Annotated in this window: 22 protein-coding genes; 17 read left to right on the top strand and 5 right to left on the bottom strand. The window is 42.3% G+C overall.

Annotated elements, in window-relative coordinates; all coding sequences use genetic code 11:
* Positions 1-68: 68 nt before the first annotated feature.
* Positions 69-1,082: a UDP-glucose 4-epimerase GalE gene (gene galE, locus AC3CH4_RS22850; protein ID WP_488543885.1), complete on the top strand. Its 1,014-nt coding sequence runs from the start codon at positions 69-71 to the stop codon at positions 1,080-1,082.
* Between the two features lie 355 nt (positions 1,083-1,437).
* Here galE and AC3CH4_RS22845 read toward each other — a convergent pair whose 3' ends face one another.
* Positions 1,438-3,573, bottom strand: a complete 2,136-nt coding sequence (locus AC3CH4_RS22845) for a TonB-dependent hemoglobin/transferrin/lactoferrin family receptor (RefSeq protein WP_171310512.1) — start codon at positions 3,571-3,573, stop codon at positions 1,438-1,440.
* Positions 3,574-3,797: 224 nt separating this feature from the next.
* Between AC3CH4_RS22845 and AC3CH4_RS22840 the strand changes: the two genes are divergently transcribed.
* Positions 3,798-4,685 carry a LysR family transcriptional regulator gene (locus tag AC3CH4_RS22840; RefSeq protein ID WP_488543884.1) on the top strand — a complete coding sequence of 296 codons (888 nt, stop codon included), beginning with the start codon at positions 3,798-3,800 and terminating at the stop codon, positions 4,683-4,685.
* Here AC3CH4_RS22840 and AC3CH4_RS22835 read toward each other — a convergent pair.
* Complete coding sequence (locus AC3CH4_RS22835; protein WP_237288879.1) at positions 4,677-7,358, bottom strand: bifunctional acetate--CoA ligase family protein/GNAT family N-acetyltransferase; 2,682 nt, start codon at positions 7,356-7,358, stop codon at positions 4,677-4,679. The genes AC3CH4_RS22840 and AC3CH4_RS22835 overlap by 9 nt on opposite strands.
* Positions 7,359-7,574: 216 nt before the next feature.
* Between AC3CH4_RS22835 and AC3CH4_RS22830 the strand changes: the two genes are divergently transcribed.
* Together AC3CH4_RS22830 and AC3CH4_RS22825 are read left to right on the top strand one after the other, a co-directional pair.
* Positions 7,575-8,138, top strand: coding sequence for an SPOR domain-containing protein (locus AC3CH4_RS22830; protein WP_004730988.1), 564 nt, complete (start codon positions 7,575-7,577; stop codon positions 8,136-8,138).
* Between the two features lie 179 nt (positions 8,139-8,317).
* Positions 8,318-9,313, top strand: coding sequence for a D-alanine--D-alanine ligase (locus AC3CH4_RS22825; protein WP_054546869.1), 996 nt, complete (start codon positions 8,318-8,320; stop codon positions 9,311-9,313).
* 63 nt (positions 9,314-9,376) lie between these two features.
* Here the strand turns inward: AC3CH4_RS22825 and AC3CH4_RS22820 are convergent, their stop codons facing one another.
* A complete protein-coding gene (locus AC3CH4_RS22820) occupies positions 9,377-10,345 on the bottom strand; it encodes a tyrosine-type recombinase/integrase (RefSeq protein WP_488543883.1) in 969 nt (322 codons plus the stop codon).
* Between the two features lie 100 nt (positions 10,346-10,445).
* Between AC3CH4_RS22820 and AC3CH4_RS22815 the strand changes: the two genes are divergently transcribed.
* Both AC3CH4_RS22815 and yciH read left to right on the top strand, forming a co-directional pair.
* A complete protein-coding gene (locus tag AC3CH4_RS22815; protein ID WP_004730993.1) occupies positions 10,446-10,814 on the top strand; it encodes a DUF3319 domain-containing protein in 369 nt (122 codons plus the stop codon).
* 3 nt (positions 10,815-10,817) lie between these two features.
* Positions 10,818-11,129: a stress response translation initiation inhibitor YciH gene (gene yciH / locus AC3CH4_RS22810; protein ID WP_009845368.1), complete on the top strand. Its 312-nt coding sequence runs from the start codon at positions 10,818-10,820 to the stop codon at positions 11,127-11,129.
* A gap of 170 nt (positions 11,130-11,299) precedes the next feature.
* Here the strand turns inward: yciH and AC3CH4_RS22805 are convergent, their stop codons facing one another.
* Positions 11,300-11,668, bottom strand: coding sequence for a DUF3693 domain-containing protein (locus AC3CH4_RS22805; RefSeq protein ID WP_488543882.1), 369 nt, complete (start codon positions 11,666-11,668; stop codon positions 11,300-11,302).
* 201 nt (positions 11,669-11,869) lie between these two features.
* On the opposite strand from AC3CH4_RS22805, the gene AC3CH4_RS22800 reads away from it, so the two are divergent.
* The 9 genes from AC3CH4_RS22800 (at position 11,870) to AC3CH4_RS22760 (ending at position 18,013) form a co-directional block, all read left to right on the top strand.
* The gene (locus tag AC3CH4_RS22800; RefSeq protein WP_488543881.1) at positions 11,870-12,457 is read left to right on the top strand and encodes a 3'-5' exonuclease; all 588 of its coding nucleotides are present in this window, start codon (positions 11,870-11,872) and stop codon (positions 12,455-12,457) included.
* Positions 12,458-12,459: 2 nt separating this feature from the next.
* A complete protein-coding gene (locus AC3CH4_RS22795; RefSeq protein ID WP_016786329.1) occupies positions 12,460-12,660 on the top strand; it encodes a hypothetical protein in 201 nt (66 codons plus the stop codon).
* On the top strand, positions 12,650-13,762 hold the full coding sequence (locus AC3CH4_RS22790; protein ID WP_488543880.1) for a replication initiation factor domain-containing protein: 1,113 nt from the start codon (positions 12,650-12,652) through the stop codon (positions 13,760-13,762). The genes AC3CH4_RS22795 and AC3CH4_RS22790 overlap by 11 nt, the downstream gene beginning before the upstream one ends.
* Entirely contained in the window at positions 13,750-14,097 is a 348-nt protein-coding gene (locus tag AC3CH4_RS22785; protein WP_123326314.1) for a DUF1293 family protein, read from the top strand. The genes AC3CH4_RS22790 and AC3CH4_RS22785 overlap by 13 nt, the downstream gene beginning before the upstream one ends.
* Before the next feature lie 3 nt (positions 14,098-14,100).
* Entirely contained in the window at positions 14,101-14,325 is a 225-nt protein-coding gene (locus tag AC3CH4_RS22780) for a hypothetical protein (RefSeq protein ID WP_016786877.1), read from the top strand.
* 41 nt (positions 14,326-14,366) lie between these two features.
* A complete protein-coding gene (locus AC3CH4_RS22775; RefSeq protein ID WP_055319872.1) occupies positions 14,367-14,567 on the top strand; it encodes a hypothetical protein in 201 nt (66 codons plus the stop codon).
* A gap of 130 nt (positions 14,568-14,697) precedes the next feature.
* On the top strand, positions 14,698-16,302 hold the full coding sequence (locus AC3CH4_RS22770) for a hypothetical protein (protein ID WP_133148573.1): 1,605 nt from the start codon (positions 14,698-14,700) through the stop codon (positions 16,300-16,302).
* A gap of 2 nt (positions 16,303-16,304) precedes the next feature.
* Positions 16,305-16,646 (top strand): DUF2523 domain-containing protein, encoded by a 342-nt coding sequence (locus AC3CH4_RS22765; RefSeq protein ID WP_488543879.1) that lies wholly within the window; start codon positions 16,305-16,307, stop codon positions 16,644-16,646.
* On the top strand, positions 16,646-18,013 hold the full coding sequence (locus tag AC3CH4_RS22760; RefSeq protein WP_488543878.1) for a zonular occludens toxin domain-containing protein: 1,368 nt from the start codon (positions 16,646-16,648) through the stop codon (positions 18,011-18,013). The genes AC3CH4_RS22765 and AC3CH4_RS22760 overlap by 1 nt, the downstream gene beginning before the upstream one ends.
* A 79-nt stretch (positions 18,014-18,092) precedes the next feature.
* On the opposite strand, the gene AC3CH4_RS22755 is transcribed toward AC3CH4_RS22760, so the two are convergent.
* On the bottom strand, positions 18,093-18,416 hold the full coding sequence (locus AC3CH4_RS22755) for a hypothetical protein (protein WP_488543877.1): 324 nt from the start codon (positions 18,414-18,416) through the stop codon (positions 18,093-18,095).
* 96 nt (positions 18,417-18,512) lie between these two features.
* On the opposite strand from AC3CH4_RS22755, the gene AC3CH4_RS22750 reads away from it, so the two are divergent.
* Together AC3CH4_RS22750 and AC3CH4_RS22745 are read left to right on the top strand one after the other, a co-directional pair.
* Positions 18,513-19,472 carry a hypothetical protein gene (locus AC3CH4_RS22750; RefSeq protein ID WP_488543876.1) on the top strand — a complete coding sequence of 320 codons (960 nt, stop codon included), beginning with the start codon at positions 18,513-18,515 and terminating at the stop codon, positions 19,470-19,472.
* A gap of 91 nt (positions 19,473-19,563) precedes the next feature.
* Positions 19,564-20,148, top strand: a complete 585-nt coding sequence (locus AC3CH4_RS22745) for a hypothetical protein (RefSeq protein WP_488543875.1) — start codon at positions 19,564-19,566, stop codon at positions 20,146-20,148.
* The last annotated feature ends 9 nt before the right edge of the window (positions 20,149-20,157 follow it).

Here is a 20,157-nt window from a genome sequence, read left to right as displayed (position 1 = left end):
GACCTCTACCTAAGTTGTTGTATCATAAGTGATAGGTTGAATATTTTTAATTAAAAGGTCTGCTAGACATGAATGTTTTAGTTACAGGTGGCATGGGTTACATAGGTAGCCATACAAGTATCCAGATGATCAACGCAGGAATGACACCTGTACTTTTTGATAGCTTGTATAACAGTAAACCAAGCGTTCTAGAGCGTATCGAAAAAGTATCTGGTGTTCGCCCTAATTTCATTGAAGGTGACGTTCGTGATAAAGTGCTTTTGACTGAAACCATGAAGCAACACAACATTGAAGCCGTTATTCATTTCGCTGGTCTAAAGGCGGTTGGTGAATCTGTGGCTAAGCCACTTGAATACTATGACAATAACGTGAACGGTACGTTAGTTCTTGTTGATGCAATGCGTGACGCTGGTGTGAAAACCTTAGTATTCAGCTCTTCAGCAACGGTCTACGGCGATCCTGCGAGTGTGCCTATCACAGAAGATTTTCCAACAAGCGCAACCAATCCTTACGGTCGTAGTAAGCTAATGGTTGAAGAGTGCTTAACCGATTTCCAAAAAGCCAATCCAGATTGGAGCATTACACTGCTGCGTTACTTTAACCCAGTAGGTTCACACCCAAGTGGTGAGCTAGGTGAAGACCCGCAAGGTATTCCAAATAACCTAATGCCATTTGTCTCTCAAGTAGCCGTGGGCCGCCGTGAATTCCTATCGGTATTTGGTAGCGATTATCCAACAAAAGATGGGACTGGTGTTCGTGATTACATTCACGTCATGGATCTGTCTGATGGCCATATTGCAGCGCTTGAGAAAGTAGGGCGTAAAGACGGTCTTCATATCTACAACCTTGGCACTGGTAACGGTTCGAGTGTATTAGATATGGTTAAAGCGTTCGAGAAAGCGAGCGGTAAACAAGTCCCTTATAAACTGGTCGATCGTCGCCCAGGTGATATCGCAGAATGTTGGGCAGACCCTGCTAAAGCTCAGAAAGAGCTGGGCTGGAATGCGACGCGTACATTGACTGAAATGACGGAAGATACATGGCGCTGGCAGTCAACGAACCCTAATGGTTTCCCTGGCTGATCTAGTAGTTTCATGAATGATTAATATACAAAAAGATGCTTTAGGGCATCTTTTTTGATCTAAATCGAATAAAAAGTGAATTAGTGGTTAAAAAGTATCATTCTGTATCGGTTGTTGTTATCATGCTCGCGAATTATATGTTTAATGTTAATTTTCTTTGGAGTTAATCATGGAACTAGGCCTAATTATCACTTTCATCATTGCTGCTGCAGTAATGGTTAAGAAAGAGATGGCAGAGAAGTAATTTCACTTTATCCCTTTTTGATACAATTTTTAGTGAAATAATAAAAGCCAGCATTTAGCTGGCTTTTTAGTCTCTGCTGTATACGTTTCTGTGGTTCAGCTTACTAACGAATTAGAATTCGTATTTAGCGGTGATTGACCAGTTACGACCAGCTTGCGTGTAATCTTTATCTTCTTGTGAGAATCCACGAACATCATTCCACGAATAGTACTCTTCATCCGTAACGTTGAAAAGACCAGCTCTAAGCGTAAGATCCTTCATCGGCAAGTAGTATGCAGTTAGGTCAACTACTGTTGCAGAATCAGTCGGTAGAATTTCGTCTTTAAGACCCGCGCTATTTATATCACTAGACTTCTTGCCAGCTGTATAACTAATGTTAAGTGATGTACCCCATAACGCTGAAGGAGCATCATAGTTAAATCCAACTACAGCATTCCAAGGATTCACACTGTTAAGAGGGTTACCTTCACCGTCTTCACCTTCTGTGTACGTAGCTGCAACACGGGTACTCACACCTTGTACCGGCATGAAGCTATTCCAAGACAACGTGTTTGAAGCCTCGATACCTTTGATTACTGCTTCATCAATGTTGATATTCTTATAGACTGTCGGATCCATAGGAGAGCCAGAACCACTAACAGGCTGAGTATCAATAAAGTTATCATAGTCGCTGTAGAAGATAGCGATTTCACTTGATGAATAATTTGTGTTGTGGCGCCAACCTAGCTCGTATGAAATACTTTCTTCAGCTTCTAAATCTGGGTTAGGGGCATTAACATAACCGTGAGCTGGATTACCAAATGAATAGTAAAGCTCTTGGAAATCAGGAGCTCTGAATCCTTGGCTAATTTGACCGAAGATCTTATTTTCGTCATTAAGCGTGTAAGTTGTACCTAAGCGTCCAGTTACAGCTGAGTCTGAATATTTTGCATAAGCTTCTTCAGGGTTTCCACTTGGGTTTTGGCTTGTATCACCAGGATCCGTTTCAAAGCCGTCAAAACGAACCCCCGGAGTAATCATCCAATTTCCGATCGTCATTTCATTTTGTGCAAAAAATCCATACTTTCTTTCTGATGCTGAAGGAATATAGAAGATAACTTGGTCTGCACTGATTGAGTTATATTCGTTATTAACGTTTTTAATATCTTTGTCCGAATATGAAGCACCATAGATAAAGTAATTTTCTACATTACCTGTCATGAAGAACTTATCGAATTGCACATCCAGCTGGTAACCTTTATCTTCGTAGATATAGTCCTTTTTCTGAACGTTGCCAGCTGGCGGTAAGAACATACTACCGCCATTAGAAGTACGATTAGTTACGCCATTTTCTTCTTTGCTCAACCAGTCAGCTTGCCAAGTAACGGTGTCGGCAAACGCTAAGTTAGCATCCCAAATATGTTTGATACCAATTTGTTGTTGACTAGTCGAATCTTCGCCAGTGTAACCGGTGTAGCTTGAGCTATTTAAATCGGTATCACCTGAATTCTCGATAAAATTACCTGAGAATTCTAAACGATGTTGTTCATTGAATTGATATTGAAGCTTAACCAGTAAGTTGTTGTTTTGAGTGTCTTGCTCATTAGGTGTACCGAAGTTTTCAGTTTGCTCACCATCCCTGCGAGTATAAGCAACTAGCGTTTCAAGATCTCCAATACGATTCGCTAAGGCAACAGATTCGCTAAATGTGTTATCAGATGAAGAGTAGTTGAACTTCGCGTGCCCCCCGAAATCTTTGCCTTTTAAAAAGTCACTTGGGTCTTTTGTTTCAAACGCAGCAATACCACCAATAGCGTCTGAACCGTAAAGAGAAGAAGCCGCACCTTTAACTATCTCTACAGACTTCAACATGTCCGTATCAATATCAACGCGCGAAGAGTTGATGAAGTTATATGACTGAGTACCACTCGGGGTAAATTGGCTAGTTTGTGATACTCCATCAACGATAACCTTTACTCGGTTACCTTCCATACCACGAATATTAATACCTTGAATCCCCTGACGAGAATTCGTAGTGACGGTGACACCTGGTGTGTACTTAAATAAATCATTTACATCCGTTACCATGTTTTTTTCGATATCTTTATCGTTAATCACAGTTACCGATGCAGCAACATCTTCAAGTTGTTGATTAGTACGAGTCGAAGATACAACAACCTCATCAAATAGGGCATAATCGTCAGCAAAGGCTGATGTTGATGAAAGCGCTAAAACAATTGAAGCAGAGAGTAGGGATTGCTTATACATCTGATAGTTACCTTAGTTCCATAGTATTATCTTGATTTGCGAAAGATGATATTGGATCTAAATGATAATTACTATTATTTGCATTTAAATAATTTTTAATCTTATCAACTAATTCATAATTAATAATCTTAAACATCTGTATTAAAAAGACTTTTACAGTTCCATTCATAGCCTGAATGCTTCTGTTTTTGTGATTCAAGTCTCATTTATAAAGTAGGAAAGCTATGCATAGTCCAATAACACTTGAAGCATTACACATATTAGATGCCATTGATCGTCGTGGGAGTTTCGCAGCTGCAGCGAATGAACTGGACCGAGCGCCTTCTTCATTGAGTTATCAAATCCAGAAGTTAGAGCAAGACTTAGATATCATGATTTTTGATCGCTCAGGCCACCGTGCAAATTTCACGGAAGCGGGGCAGTTAATCTTAGAGCAAGGTAGAATCATTCTTGGTGCCACAGAACAACTCGTTAACGATGCGAGTATTCTTGCTAATGGCTGGGAGCTAGATTTGACCATTGCCTTTGATGGCATCATTCCTATTACCAATTTCTTCCCGTTGGTCGACGAACTCGGGAAAATCAGCAAAACACGTGTTCGCTTACAAGAAGAGATCTTAGCCGGATGTTGGGAATCCCTGACAGATGGCCGAGCCGATTTATTGGTATGTCCCAAGCTCGACACGATTCCAAACGATATGAAAAGTGACATCATTGGTAAGATGGAAATGGTATGGGTCGCTGCAACAAACCACTATGTTCATAAGCGATCTGGCGAGTTCGATCAAAAAGCGAGGGAAAGTTACAGGGTTATTGCAATTGCGGATACTGCACGCGATCAACCAGCGTTAAGTCGCAACATTCTAGAGAAACAACCTCGTTTGACCGTAACAAGCTTCCCTGCAAAGGTAGAGGCTCTAACAACTGGATTAGGGATTGGCACCTTGCCGAGTAGTATTGCTAAGCCGCTGATTGAATCTGGCGTTCTACAGCAGATTTCGGGTACAGAACCACAGCCGATCGATATCGTCATGGCTTGGCGACGCAACAAAATGGGCGACGCCAAGTCTTGGTGTATCCAACATCTTAAAAAGACATGGGCGTTAAAGTAACGGTAACACCATATCTGCAGTACCATCTTCAAAACTGATATCTAGCTCGAAGCCGAGCTTTTGAGCTAGTGTCAGCATCCCTCTATTCGTTGGCATCGTCATGCCCGACATCTGTTTAGTCTGCTTCGCACGGCAGTAATCAATAACCTTAGTCATAAGAATACGACCTAAGCCGACACCTTTCAGATCGGAACGTATCAGAATCGCGAACTCGGCATCGGTGTTCTCTGGGTTAATTAGCGCTCTCGATACACCAATAATCGCAGGCACACCTTGTTCCTTACGTACCACCACAAACGCGATTTCTCTATCAAAATCAATCTGAGTAAAGTTCGCCAACGCCTCATGGTTGAATTCTCCAACATCACTAAAGAAACGCTTATACAGATCCTCTTTAGAGACGCGATTAATAAAATCGGCATGAAGCGGTTCATCTTCAGGAAGAATAGGGCGTAGCAACACTTCGGTGCCGTCCTTGAGTACTATATTCTCTTCAAGCTCGACCGGATAAGGGCGAATCGCAAGACGTTCTTGTGGATCGCCTTCGTACGCTTTCAAGATGATATCGGCATCTAATATCGTGAACTTGTCACCATTGGCCAGTACTGGGTGGATATCCAAATCATGTATTTCGGGGCAATCCACTACCATTTGCGATATACGAACCAGCAACTCAGAGAGACCTTCAATGTCGATCGGGTTAGGCAGTTTTTGCAGGCGAATCTTGCCACTTTTTATCGCCCTAATGATCAAGTAACGCGCCAGTGTCATGTTAAGCGGTGGGAAAGCAGCAGCGGCATCAATTGATTCGTCCCACTCAGAGCCACCTTGGCCAAGTAAAATGATAGGGCCAAAGGTTTCATCCGTTGTAACCTTAACTCGCAGTTCTTGGCCGCCTGCAAGCTTGGCCATACCTTGAATCAACAAGCCATGGATATGAGCAGTAGGGAACGACAATTGAGATCGATCGAGAATTGCCTGAGCGGCATTCGCGACTTCACTACTGTTTCGTAAATTGAGCATCACACCTTGAACGTCCGACTTATGCGCAATGTCTGGCGAGCGAAGTTTTACGGCGACCGGGTAACCGATCGTTTCAGCAATGTGCACCGCTTCACTTGGGTCGGAAGCTATCCAAGTTGGCAACACATCAAGATTGAAGTGCTTGAAAAACTGGCTGTTTTGATGGGTATCAAGACTAACTGTTTCTTTATCCAGTAGTTGGCGTTCTATCCAATGTTTGGCATCTGCCAAGTCTTCAATGTGCACTTTTTCTGCCGTGGTCGGCGTTTCCATTAACTGACGTTGGTTGCGTCTGTACTCGACCAAGTGCATGAATGCGACCACTGAACTTTCAGGCGTTCGATAGGTTGGGAAACCCGCTTCCGTAAACAGCTTTCTCGCTGGCCTTGCGGTTAACTCCCCAGACCAATTCGTTAAGATATTAAAGCGCTTGTGGCGAGGATGCTTTTTAATCGCCTCAATAATTCGCTCTGCTGTTTTGGCTGAATGTGCGACCGCAGAAGGGCTGTGCATGATAAGAATGGCATCCGCTTCATCACCATCGAGCAAGATGTTTATGGTGTCGATATAGCGTTGATCGCCGGCATCGCCAACAATGTCGATAGGATTGCTATGAGACCAACTCGATGGCAAAACCTTACTGAGTTTATCGAGCGTATCTTCAGATAATTCTGCGAGCTTACCGCCGCGGTCAAATAGGGTGTCCACGGCCATAATTGCAGGGCCGCCACCATTGGTAACAATAGCCAAACGCTCGCCACGCAAGGGCACTGAATGAGTCAGTGTCTCTACCGCAGCAAACAGTTCATGTAAGTTCTTAACTCGTAACATACCGCTACGTCGGATCGCAGAGTCATAGATAATGTCTAAGGTATCGGCACCACCGGTATGTGCCATGGCCGCTGCTCGGCCTTTCGCGGTACGCCCGCCTTTTAGTACTAGAATTCGTCGATTGCGTGACGCTGCACGCGCTGCAGAGATAAAGCGCCTCGCATCAGTAATGCTATCGACATAAAGCAATATCGCTTCGGTGTGAGAATCGGTACTCAGATAATCCAAGAGTTCCGAGAATTCAATGTCACTGCCATTGCCTATCGAGATAAACGCTGAGAAGCCAATCTCTTTGTCGTTCGCCCAATCGAGAATCGTGGTACACACTGCAGCCGACTGAGAAACAAAGGCGATTTTACCTGGCAGCGCAGTTACCGGAGAAAAAGAGGCATTCAAATTTAACCAAGGGACAATAATCCCCAAGCTATTGGAGCCAAGCACCCGAATGTTGTGTTTTTTAGCAATCGCTAGGCATCGTGCATCATACGTTTCGCCATTATCGCTTTGTTGCTGCATGTCGGAAGAAAGCACAATGACAGAGGCTATGCCTTTCTCGGCCAGCTCTTCAAAAATGGCCACATTACGGGTCGCATTGGTACAGAGAATCGCAAGGTCAGGCACGATAGGCAGCGACAAAATGTTCTTGTATGAGAGTACGCCTGCCACCGAGTCATATTTTGGCGTAACGGGCATCACCGCACCTTTAAAATCCCCGTGCAACAAATTGTTCATGACGATATATCCCGCGCGCGTTTCTCGTTGAGAAGCACCAACAACAGCGATTGAACGGGGTTTAAGGAGGGGATCAAGATGATTCATAGACATATCCTAGCAATGCACGTAAGTTCATCGTAACTTACTTTTCACTCACGGGTTGATGGCAAATTCACCGAATTCAGATGAATAAGCAAACACTGCATAAAGTTTGTGAAATAGGTCACCCACTAATGGTGTATAATCTCAAAGTTAACTTGATTCTAAACCGACGTATCGGCATGATTTATAGTAATTATTATTAAGGATATAGAGCTTTCCATGAAAAAATTTGCAATTGTGACTTTGCCACTGCTCTTGGCTGCATGTGTATCGGACGACTACGTTACAAATGTAACTTCAGATAGTTATCAAGAAGAGTACAAAACGGCAAAAGTTGAAGCTCCAGTTGTATCTCAATCTGAGCAAACAGGCGTTGTTGAAGAAAACGTTGTCAACGTGATCAGAACCGAACCTGTTGAGCAGAAAGTCACTCAAACGACTAAAGCTAAGCCAGTTGCAGTAGTGACAGGCCCAACGAAGAAACAACAAGATATGAACCAGCGTTTTGGTTACACGGTTCAAGTTGTTGCTGTTGGCAGCCAGAGTAAAGTCGATTCTTTCGTGAAAATGCTACCTACGACTTCTCAACCAGTTTGGGAAAACTACAAAATGGTTAACGGCACTAAGTGGTTTACCGTACTTTACGGTGATTACGCAACACGCTTAGAAGCTAAAAAGGCAATCTCAACGCTGCCAACCACTTTCCAAAACTTGAAGCCGTTTGTTAAGAGCATTGATGACATCAAGAACTCTGAATACCCAACGCTTAACAAGTTGAACTAAGTTTTAATTCAGAAAGAGGGAGCAAATGCTCCTTCTTTTGTTTTAAGACCAGCAGTTTTGTTTAATAGTTAATCGCTCGATCTTTCGAACACAATTTTAACGTTCAAAACACTGTACCTATTTCGACTTTTGTTTATCATTGAAGTCAGTATTCCTAGTTTCAAGGACCGAATTTACCCATGAACACCATTAACATCCTTCTACTTTGTGGCGGTGGATCTTCAGAGCATGAAGTCTCTTTAGTTTCAGCCAATTATCTTTTTGAACAACTGAATAGCGTTGCAGATTTTAACGTTGTCAGAGTTGAAATTAAAAACGAAGGCTGGTGTCTTGATTCAGGTGAATTGGTTTATCTAGATATCAATAATCAAACCTTACGTGGCGACAACCTAGAGTCTAAAGTCGATTTCATTGCGCCTTGTATTCACGGCTTCCCGGGTGAAACAGGTGACATTCAATCATTGTTTGAAATGGCTAAGATTCCGTACTTAGGTTGTGGTTCTGAAGCGAGCAACAACAGCTTCAACAAAATCACTTCAAAGCTTTGGTACGATGCACTTGGCATCCCAAACACGCCGTATCTGTTTTTATCAGACAACAACGACCAAGCTCATTCACAAGCGACTCAAGCTTTTGAAAATTGGGGTAAAGTGTTCGTGAAGGCGGCTCGTCAAGGTTCTTCTGTAGGTTGTTACCAAGTTAACCAAGTGGAAGACTTAAGCGAAGCGATCAATAAGGCGTTTACCTTCTCTGATCAAGTGCTGGTTGAGAAATCAGTTGTGCCTAGAGAGCTAGAAGTTGCCGCTTATGAAATCGATGGTGAGCTACACATCAGCAAACCGGGCGAGGTGATTGCACCTAATGGCGCATTTTACTCTTACGAAGAGAAATACAGCTCAGACAGCCACTCAATTACCGAAGTTGAAGCAAATAACTTAACAGATGAACAACTAGAGTTAATTGCAGACAGTGCTCGTAAAGTATTCACCCAAATGAAGCTTCGTCACTTGTCTCGTATCGATTTCTTCTTAACACAAGACAACGAGATCTACCTGAATGAAGTCAACACCTTCCCAGGTATGACACCAATTTCCATGTTCCCTAAAATGGTTGAACATGATGGCCACAAATTCAGCCAGTTCCTAGAGAACTGTGTGAGAACAAGCATTTCTTAGTTGTTTCAAAATATCTTAGCGAGTCTTACACCACTGGCTAAAGAACATAATAGTGCCTTGAGCTTATTGCCAAGGCACTAGTGTTTTAAACTTCATCTTCTCACTCTCAGCCGTCCCCGAATAACCCACATATTGCGCAGGCATTGCAGGGCTGAGCCAACGACCAAAATCCTGAATCTCCCTCACCTTAAGACCTTGTTTTGACAACTCTTGTGCGGCACCCACACGAATCGAATTCCCTGAAAAATGGTGGTTTTCTGCGAGCTGAAGTAAGTCGCTTGCACTTCTTAGTATCCTATAGATCGACGAATCATCTAAAGGTTGCAGACTGATATTCTCATGCTTGTCTATCGCACGAAACACTGGTAACTCGTCTTGTGTCCCAGTAAACGCAAACCAACGCTGAAGTGCAGCACTTGCAACTTGCGACAGGCGATACGCTGAATCTTTTACTGTAATCTGGTAATCATTTTCAACGCACTCGACATTACCCATTGATAACGCCTTAAGTTCTGATCGTTTTAAAGCACACTCAAACATCACATTATAAATGGCGATATCTCTGATCTCTTTTAAGCTCGATTTCTCATTTGAAAGTAACGTGTTTAACTCCGCGAGGTGTGCAGATGTCATGGCATTGGTTTGCTTAGCGTCGCCAGCCATTTGAGCTTGCAAGTGGAGCAGGGCAAAACGAACTTGTCTATGCTTGATTGGGTTGGCAAAGCTCAACACAGTATGCAACAAACTAAGCGTTGCAGTGTAACGTTTTAAAGATGCGTATTTTCTGTCACTGGATTCCGTCTCAAGAAAACGACGAACAGCAGTAATAGAGGCTGGGAGTGTGTTGATACGGTTTTTAGTACAGAACGCATGGTAGCGATTCCAATCACTGTAGATACCCAGCAGTGAGTTACGAGAGTACTGATATCCTGTTAACTCATCTATAATTTCAATTGTCGCGTGCCTGTTCAATTTTTCAACAAATGAATTAATTGTCACAGAGTCGGTTAAAATAGGGACTTTTTTTCGCAAATTACCGTACCTCGACAGGTGTTTTTACCATATTATGCTTGATATCATTATAAGTATACTTATGATTAATACAGTGAAAACAAAAAGATGATTAATAGATATGGCTAATTCAATTTACCGTAGCGTCCATCTGCAATCGATGGATGCGAATAACACCATTTGGCGTGCTAAGTTAAAAAACAATGTGATTCAGGGCAACCTAGCTGCCGTGAAGAAGAGTATTGATTGGTGGATTGACACGGCGTCTATTATTGACCCTAAAGAGTTCACTGCATTAAATAAGTCGAGAGGAACTGGTGGCCTAACTGAAAACTTCAACGGCTATCAGATCAAGAATGACACCGGTGAGCCTAACGCGTGGTATTGCATGTTTAACGGGCGTCTTATCAAAGGCGGCAAGATTGCAATCCAGCGTCATATAGAAGCTTACTTACTCGCAAAACAAAAAGCAGAGCAACAAAAGAAGTAATTTATGAGCCTAGTATATTCAACAGAAACAGGTCGCATTAAACCTGAAGAAGAGAAAGTCCAACGTCCTAAAGGCGATGGTATCGTTCGAATCCAAAAAGAAACCAAAGGCCGTAAAGGCAAAGGCGTTTCTATCGTAACGGGCCTAGACCTAGATGACGCACCATTAAAACTAATGGCAGCGGAACTCAAAAAAGTGTGTGGCTGCGGCGGCTCAGTAAAAGATGGCAACATCGAGATTCAAGGCGACGCTCGTGACAAGCTCAAAGCGCATCTTGAAAAGAAAGGCTACAAAGTTAAATTTGCTGGCGGTTAAGCTCTAACTAATGCCAGGGGTAAAATCGAAGATTATTATCACTGGTTATTAGGTATTTTATGGTAAATAGCCAGTATGGTTAAATACACAGTATAAATCAAAGAATATCGACACCAAATAAAGGCAGGGCATCACACAAAGATACCTGCCTTATAAAGGCTAAAATCAATTTAACATAACGTACATAATACGCACTGAATCGTGGGATCAACTGGGGTGGTCGCCAGTAACGCCAAACTACCACAAGCCATTGATACACCTGACATATTAAGCCCGTTAAACTTTTTTGCGATGTTCTGCCAAGCCATCTGAGCCTTATGATTTTTGCTGCGGTCAGCGGCTAAGTACACTAAGACTTCTTCTTCTGACAAACCAATCCTTTCAGCAATAAAAAGTGCTTCTGTTTCAGTTAGATAGCGTTCTCCGCTTCTAATTTTGCAAATCTTCTGAGGTGTAATCCCTAAGTCATGCGCTATTTGCTTATCTTGTACGTAGTTTTGAGCCTGTTTATAGGCATTTAAGATTTTATCTTGGTACATAAGTACACCTCCATTTAATTCATTTTAGCCCATTAGTTGCGATTTTTGTTTACTTGTAATTCCGATTTTCGTTAATTAGGATTAACACAAATCGGGACTCACTTGATTTGGCTGTCTAGGTTTGGGCTGTTTGCCCTTGACGCTTATAGCTCGGCTTAGATGGTCACTCCCAACTCTCAATAATCAGTCAAGGTGGTTGTTATGAAAAAACTGAATACTCAAAACGCTATTATTCTGGATACTGAAACTACCGGTTTGGATAGATTTGCTGAAGTTATCGAGGTTTCTCTTATCTGTGCAACATCAGGTAAAGTTCTTTTCAACTCATTGATAGACCCAGTTAAACCTATCCCTTCAGACGCATCGGCTATTCATGGTATTACTTCTCAAGATGTTATTGGAAAGCCTACTTTTTCCGAGGTAAAACAAACTATTGAATCACTGTTGTGCTCTTGTGATTCGCTGCTTATCTATAACGATTCTTTCGACCTTCGTTTGCTTTCCCAGTCCTTCAAATACTCCGGTGCTTCATCAGAATCGGTTGATTCATTTTCCAAGTTCCTGTCTGACCTTAAACAAAAGTCACAGTGTGTCATGAATTGGTATGCAATGTTTTATGGCGAACTTACTGATACTGATGGCTTCAAATGGCAGTCTTTGTCTAATGCTTGTGTTCAACAAGGTATTGATAACTCTGACTTAAAAGCACATCGAGCCACTGCTGACTGTGAAATGACAAGACGCTTAATTGATGTCGTCAATGCCAAGATTGAAGCATCAGAGGCTTAGTCATGGACTCTATCTACTTCGACAACGAACCCAATCACGGCATCAACGCCTATTTTCCTTGGGGTCATAACTTCTTCAAGACTCCGCGTGATTTCTTCCAGTTCATGGAAGCTCACTACGGCATGGTGTCATTTCAAGTTGTTGAAATCACAGATGAGAACTACCAAGAGCTTTTGGTTAAGGGTGTGTTCCATGCCATCTAAAAAACCACATAAGTTCCATGATGAAATTCGTCCGGTTCAAGTGGATCACCTAGCCTTTTCGTTTTCGTACGGCTCGCTTAGACACTTGGACAGCTCAAACGAACAAGACTTTATCAACATGCAGTTTCCTGAGTTTAAAAAGCAAAGCGTCAACGGCCGTCTTAACTCACCAGAAGCTATAGAGAAATCAATCGAGTTACACCGTAACAAGTGTCGTAAGGTTTTGGCTGATAGGTTTGATGAGTTCATGTCTAGAGTCTTTAACTTTCGTATCTCTCCTATGCGTGGCCGTGGCTTACATGGTTATGAGGATTCGATGGTGATTTACGATTCTACTGGAACGGTTGAATGTGGTTTGGTTGGTATTGGCGGAAACAACGATACGGTCTACGTGCAAATCAATGGTACGGGTTGCGCTAAGTTGTTCGACTTCACCACTCACAAAAAGGTGCATTGGTGGTTGTCTCTTTTAGGTATCACTCGCCTAGCCCGCTTAGATCTCTGCGTGGATGACTACACCGGAATCTTTGACTGTAAGTATGCTGAGAAATGTTTTTATGAGGGAGCATTTCGCACTGCTTCTCGTGGACGTGGTCCCACAATGGTTCCTCATAAGCGCGTTTCACAATCCGGTGAATTATCAGAGGAAGCCGTTCTTGTTGGCTCTCGTACCTCTGCAATCTACTGGCGTGTGTACAACAAGAAGTTCGAGCAAAACATCGCTGACCCTGAAGTGATTTGGTACCGCAATGAAGTGGAATTGAAGAAGTGCGATTTGGCACTACTCGCCTCGCCTGCTTCGGCCTTTGCTGGCCTGTGTGACTTCTCGGCCAGTATCGACCCTGCTGAACCAATGAAGATTGAGCTTAATAAAAAGAAAGCGGGTCTTGAGTTCTTCGCTCGTATCGCTTGGGTTCGTCGTCAATGTGGCAAGGCACTCTCTGAAGTTATTGCAATGACGGACGGTGACTTGGGTGAAGCCTTTGGAATGCTCATTCCTACGCATCATAGACGTGCAAACTTTGAAACCTCGTTAGGTATTCCTGACGAATACACTAAACAGAAAATCGAAATTTTGGAGTCAAGAATATGCCTACAATAACTGGTATTGCTATCAAGCGTTTCCCTAAATCTAATATGGAGTTCGCGGAGCTGTCTGTCCTGCGTGCTGTTGAAGAAGTCGATAACGAGAAGTTTCAGCAAACGGGTATCGGTTACTCGACTGACATCCCTTACAACAAACAAGCGTTGAAAATTGATGTGGCTTACGCTCGTCAGCTTATCCAATCACGCGCTTTTGTTGCTAACCGTGACTACGAACTGAGCTTTGGTGCTAACCCAAATGATCCACTCGATATCTTGGTGAACAAGCTTGTTCCTGTCGATGAAGAAATTAAAAAGCACTTCGATAACTTCATGAAAGCTAACAAGGCTTAATCAATGAACTGCATTACGACCACTCAACAAGGTTACTTAAGAACGTCAACCGACTTTGATTGTCAGCTCGTAATGCTTACAGATTCTGAATACAACAATTTAGTCTCTGCGTCTCAATCTTTGAACATCGACAGTGAACTCTACACCGCGGTTTCAGGTTGGATTTTATTATCTTTCGTGTCTGGCCATGTGCTAGGACGAATCTTAAAAACTCTTGGCAAAGGCTAAGGGGCAACTTTTAGTAACACACTCTTAAAAAAGGAAATATCATGAAAAAACGTCTATTGGTTCTAGGTTCTACTGCATTTGTATCTGCTTCTTCATTTGCTGATAATACTGCAATCACAACGGCTATCAACGAAGCTGTAACGACTGGTCAATCTAACTACGGTTTGGTTGTGGTTGGTCTTATCGGTCTTGCTGCGATTGGCTTTGGTCTTCGCGCTATCATGAACTCTATGGGGAACTAATGGGAGACATTGTCTCTCAAGTCGTAACCGTCCTGTTTGGGGTGGTTATGGCTATGTCATTCGTATATGGCGTATATACGGGTATCAATGCCTCCTAGTTTGGGGGCTTTTTTATATCTAGGCTTTGAATATGAGAATAATACGATACACGCTCTTGGTACTGTTCGCGTCTTTAAGTAGTTACGCTCATGCCATTAGCTGCCCTTTGGGGGAAGTTGATGATGGTGGCGTTTGTACTTCGGTTTGCACCGTATTGAAATCTCAATCACGAACCTATACCTATGATGCTTACATATGGGGCGAAAGCCCAACCTCTGCGTGTATTGGCCAATATGGTTCAGCTTGTGTTCTTCGCGGAAGCTCTGTATCGATAAGCGTTGACCCGACCAAACGTATGTGGAGTAATTCTTTTACTTTTACGGGTGAAAAATGCTCTAGTGGTGATAGCTTTTCAGGTGACTCAGCCAAGCCTTTCCCTTGGGAGGGTGACATTAATATGAATGGCATTCTCGACAGTGAGGAAGATTGGGATGGTGACGGAATCCCTAACCATTCCGATGCGAATCCAGAGAGTAATGACAATGTGGTTGCCGATACTGACGCAGATGGTATCCCCGACCGAATTCAATCCGACTATGACAAGTTAGTCGAATTAAAAGAGATCAAGAACTACAACTGTGTTGGTGGCTTGGATTGTATGAACACTAAGGCGTGGTCGGATTCAGTCAGAGAATTGTCCAAAAACCAAAATGATTTGGTTGGTGTAATCGATAAATTGGTACGAACGGGTATCACTCGTAAGCAGTTTAATGAAGCGCTTGATACTTATAATGGCGGCCTCAACGAAACGATCATTAACGGTCATCAAAGCATTCGACAAGACATCTCCCACCTTCACCGTAACTTCATCGAAAGAACGGGCAACATCAATGAGATACCCAATCGCATCAGCAACATGGGCGCTAACCTTTCATACAAATTTGTAGAAATGGACAAAGCGCTATCTGAGGTTGAGCAAAACATACTAAATCAAACCTATGCTTTGGATTATCGACACGTACAAGCCAAACAGTTGCTATTAGACGTTCAATACAAACTCGATAACTTAGAAGTCGACGTTGACCTTGATGAGCTTTCGCTTTCAGAAACCGACTCGAACCGATTAAGAAACGCAGCTAAGGCCAGTGCCAACCAAAAGATACTCAAACGCATGGAGTCATCCCAAAAAGAGATGACAACTAACGTGTCAGGCCTTTCAGACCAGGTCACGGTTGTTGATGGAAAACTGGATTCTTTGAATACACAACTAGGCACCCTATCTTCTCAAATAGACGGTATAGACGGCTCTGATATGTCCGGTGTCGAAAGTAAGCTGACTGACCTCATCAATGGTGTCACTAACAACAATAACTTTGTTGAACCTAACTATGGCTTTAATGGTGAGGGTTTCATTGTCACTCAAAACCAAATAGCTGAAGTTCAAAATGAAGTCACAGAAATCAAACAAGAAATGACCGATGAATTTGAAAAGTTCAAAGCGTTATTCTCTATCGATACCAGCTCTTTCAATAACGGCACCTATAAAGAGCACTCATTAAATCTCAATGTTAACCATGCAGAACGCTCTTTCAAATCAGGTGTGCTCTCTGCTCTATTGGAGAACGCCACGATCATTTCAGCTGTTGTGATGTTCTTGTTTGTTTTGTCTGGCATCAGAATGTTAGGTAAGGATTAGTTATGGATTACATCTACTCTTTTATTGATTGGATTAGCTTACAGATGGCATTTATTACTGACTTCTTTAAAGCTATACCCCAAATGACGTTAGACCTCTTTTCATACATCCAGATTTTCATGATTAAGATGAAGTTAAAAGCGGAATTGGAGTTCATTAAACTCTCTTACAACTCGGCTCAAATTCTCTTAAAAGAGATCGGCTTTAACGACATTCTGTCCAAAACTTTTAATGCTTTACCTGATGAGCTGAGGTTTTATGCGTTTAAGTTTGGCGTACCTCAAGGCCTCGCGGTATGGGCTAACTTCTTCACAACCGCTTTAGTAATGAGGCTCTCTAGATAATGGCTATCACCATAAGAACGGGCGCTAATGGCTCTTACAAGTCTGCATACACGGCTTACTTTTCTATCTACCAAGCTTTAAAGGCAGGTAGAACAGTTGTAACTAACATCGAGGGTATGCAGCCCTTAGCTGTCATTGAAGAGCGATTTAATATCCAATTCCCTAGCACCGCTAAACTCTTTCGTATTAGCTCTAGGGATGAATCTGGCGTTCACCTTTGGACGCATTTCTTCTGTTGGTGCCCTATTGGTGCGCTTATCGTTATTGATGAGTGCCAAGATATATTCTCTAAAAACGTCGGCTTTGATATTCGCAAAGTGAAATACAAACCGCTATCTGACTTCATCACTCAATCACCTCGTGACGGTTTACTACCTAAAGATTACGAACGCTTTTTCAATTCTCGTTACACCCCTGCGAACATGGACGAATTACAAGATTCTGAAATAGATGATAGAGGGATTGCTGAGTACGATTCAGAAGGCAGAATTATCTATCCTCATAGCTTCAATGAGGGGTTCATGAGACATCGAAAATATGATTGGGACATCGAGTTGCTTTCACCCGATTGGAAGCAAATTGATTCTGGCATTAAAGCCTGTGCGAATCAGAACTTCTTCCACAAGGGACGCGATCAGTTTTTCTGGACGAAACGAAATCCTTATATCTTGAAGCATGACAAATCGGTATCGACTCCTGTTATTCCCAAAAAGAAAGACGTTAACTTAACCAACCAAAAAATCCCTCTAGACTCTTTCCTACTCTACAAATCTACGGGTACAGGCAGCGCGAAACAACAATTAGCCATGAATACGCTTTTTCGTAACCCTAAAGCTATTTTGGTTTTCCTTTTATCCATCTTCTGTTTGGGGTACATAATCTATGACTTATCCAATCGTTATTTTGAAACTACTGAGACGGTGGAGGAAGCGGGACAAACAACGTCTTCAACTGCCGTTCCTAAGCAAAGTGAAACACTACCTAGTGAAAATAGTGAAGCTTCTGGGGATGTACGTTCTAGTGGGGATAGCAGTAAAGGCACTGACAAAGATAGCCTTTCTCATGTTCCTATAGCTGAGGTTCTTCCTTTTGAAGGAATTAAGAAAGCGTATGTAACGGGGATTAATTTCGCCATCAAGAGAGGAGCTATCGAGCAACACATTAGCATCGAGGTGGAAGCTCTAGACGGTCTTTATTATGTAAACGAAAACTTCCTAAAGGCTTATAACGTTACTGTCGACCACATTGATGATTGCCTGTTGAAACTGAACAGAGGCCAACTGTCGAAGTTGATAACATGTAAGCCTTACGCAGCTGCGGCAGCCGCTTTGCCAGAAGTGAGTCGAGCTGATGTCAGTTTGTTTTAGCTAGCCCCGCAGGGATAAGGGAGTGCGAAGCGCGAACGAGGCACCGAGCCACACCGTAGAGGTTATTAGTCCGTATGTCTCAACTGGCGAGTGTTTCTAACTGCCAATGCCAATCTAAGTAGCACCCTCCCTCATCCTGCCAGAATCGCTCTTTAAGGCCTTGCCACATCGGTAAGGCTTTTTTGTGTTCACTAGCTTTCTTTAAGATCATTTGAGTGTCGAAAAGGATCTCTTTCCAGTGCTGACGGACAACAAGTGAGAACGACGAAGACTGAGGAGGACGAGCGCGGCGGGAGGAAGCCAACCCCCGTGTTGTATCACGGGGGTAAATTCGACCAAACTTGTAGCGATCACCAAAACCTGTCTCTTCGGTTTTGCGTTCATTCACCACATTTAAAAGCATAAGTAATTGTTAGCAAATAGAAACTTCTAGTAGAATTGCACCAACAAAGAACTAGATATAAATTTTCTGGTCAATTGATTTAGCGCGGAGCTATTTGTGATTTTAGAATTTCCAACAAAAGAAGATTTTTATAATGTAGCGGATGGCTTCTTGAACTCTTCCTGGGACTCTGTAATAGAACATTTACATGAGTTTGAATTATTAAATAGTATTGTTGATGGTTTAGATGGTGAGAATGAAAGCCAGCGCTACTGGGCTTCGGCAAAGCAAACATTAGTCAGTGCTACAGCTTTAGTTCAACAAGCTGTTGAGTTCTACATTAAAGGGAGAATCGTAGATGTTTCCCCTTATCTTCTGATACCCGGTAACCCTCAATCATGGCCAAAAGGCTGTCACAAGAACGATATTGAATTCTCTGCATTCCGGACATTAGATGCACAAGATTTGATTAAAGTTCACGATACGGTTTGCTCCGAACGGTTTAGTGACCAATTTATTCAATGGAATGATGATTTGAGAACGATCCGAAACAAAGTGATGCATACAGTTGATAAGTCCTTATCCGTAACTCCAGAACAAGTCGTTAATTTTATCTTGTACACGCATGCCTATTTCAACAACTCAGAACTTTGGTTCGAATCTAGACGAAAATACATCGCGAATACGCCTGCTAATTCAATGAAAAGTATTAGGTCAGATAGCAATTATGAGTCATCTATAACTCAATCTCTTTTGACTGATTACCATTTAACTCTTGCTGTATTGCCTCCTGCAGCATGTAAAAAATATTTAGGTTACGATAAAAAGGCTAAATCTCGTCATTGCCCATGCTGCGCTAACACAATGTCACTCAATGAATTTTGGGAAATCGAGTATTTACAAGATTGTGCGGAAACCTATCAAAACTTACCTAATTCAGAACAGTATTTGTGTCGATTATGTGGATACCAAGGGGAAATAGTTGAACGTGACTGTGAAGAGTGTGGATGCGAAGGTGCTCAACAGGATAGTGAATATGGTATTTGCTTTACTTGTTTTATGGAGCATGGCACGTAATAAATTGTTTAGTACACAACCCTAATCTTCAAACCAAGACCAACAAATTTCCCAATTTTATTGGGCATTATGTAACATATTGGAAATCTAGATGAAAATTAAAAAGACACCAGTGGGTCAAACCATCCTAGAGAACTTAGGTGATACTGATAATAGTTATGAAGCTATCGAAGATTTCCTGCCTATTATCGGAGAGATTGTTGTTGCCTTTAACGGCCTTGAAGCTTGCCTCGACAGTGTGTTATGCGAGACGTTTTCTGATCGGTCAGATCAAAAAGGCTTACTTGTTCTGAACTCTATGATGTATTCAACAAAGGTCGATCTGTTCAAAAAGTTTAATGATGACTTTATTCGTGGGTTTGAGTGGGATATTAAAGAATACAAACCTTTGATTTCTAGCCTAAAAGAGTGCGGAGTACTGAGAAATAAAGTTGTTCATGCTAACTGGGAATATACAAACGATGCAGGCTATACGCAGGTCAAATTCAAAGTTGGCAACGATGGTCTGGAACACGAGCTGTGCCAGTTTTCTGTAGAGTCATTAGATTCCATTGTAGTCAAGATTTATGAAACTAGGCATGCTTTGTCTGACTTTGATGCTGAATGCAGTTATAAAATATCCGAATGGAATCGAGAAGTTTTTGAAGCCAACCAAATCAGAAATCGTTCATCGTAACTTCTAGTT

The organism is Vibrio sp. QJM3NY_26 (assembly GCF_057786005.1).
Note: the sequence above shows the minus strand (reverse complement) of the source record. Positions and strands in the feature narration are given on the sequence as shown.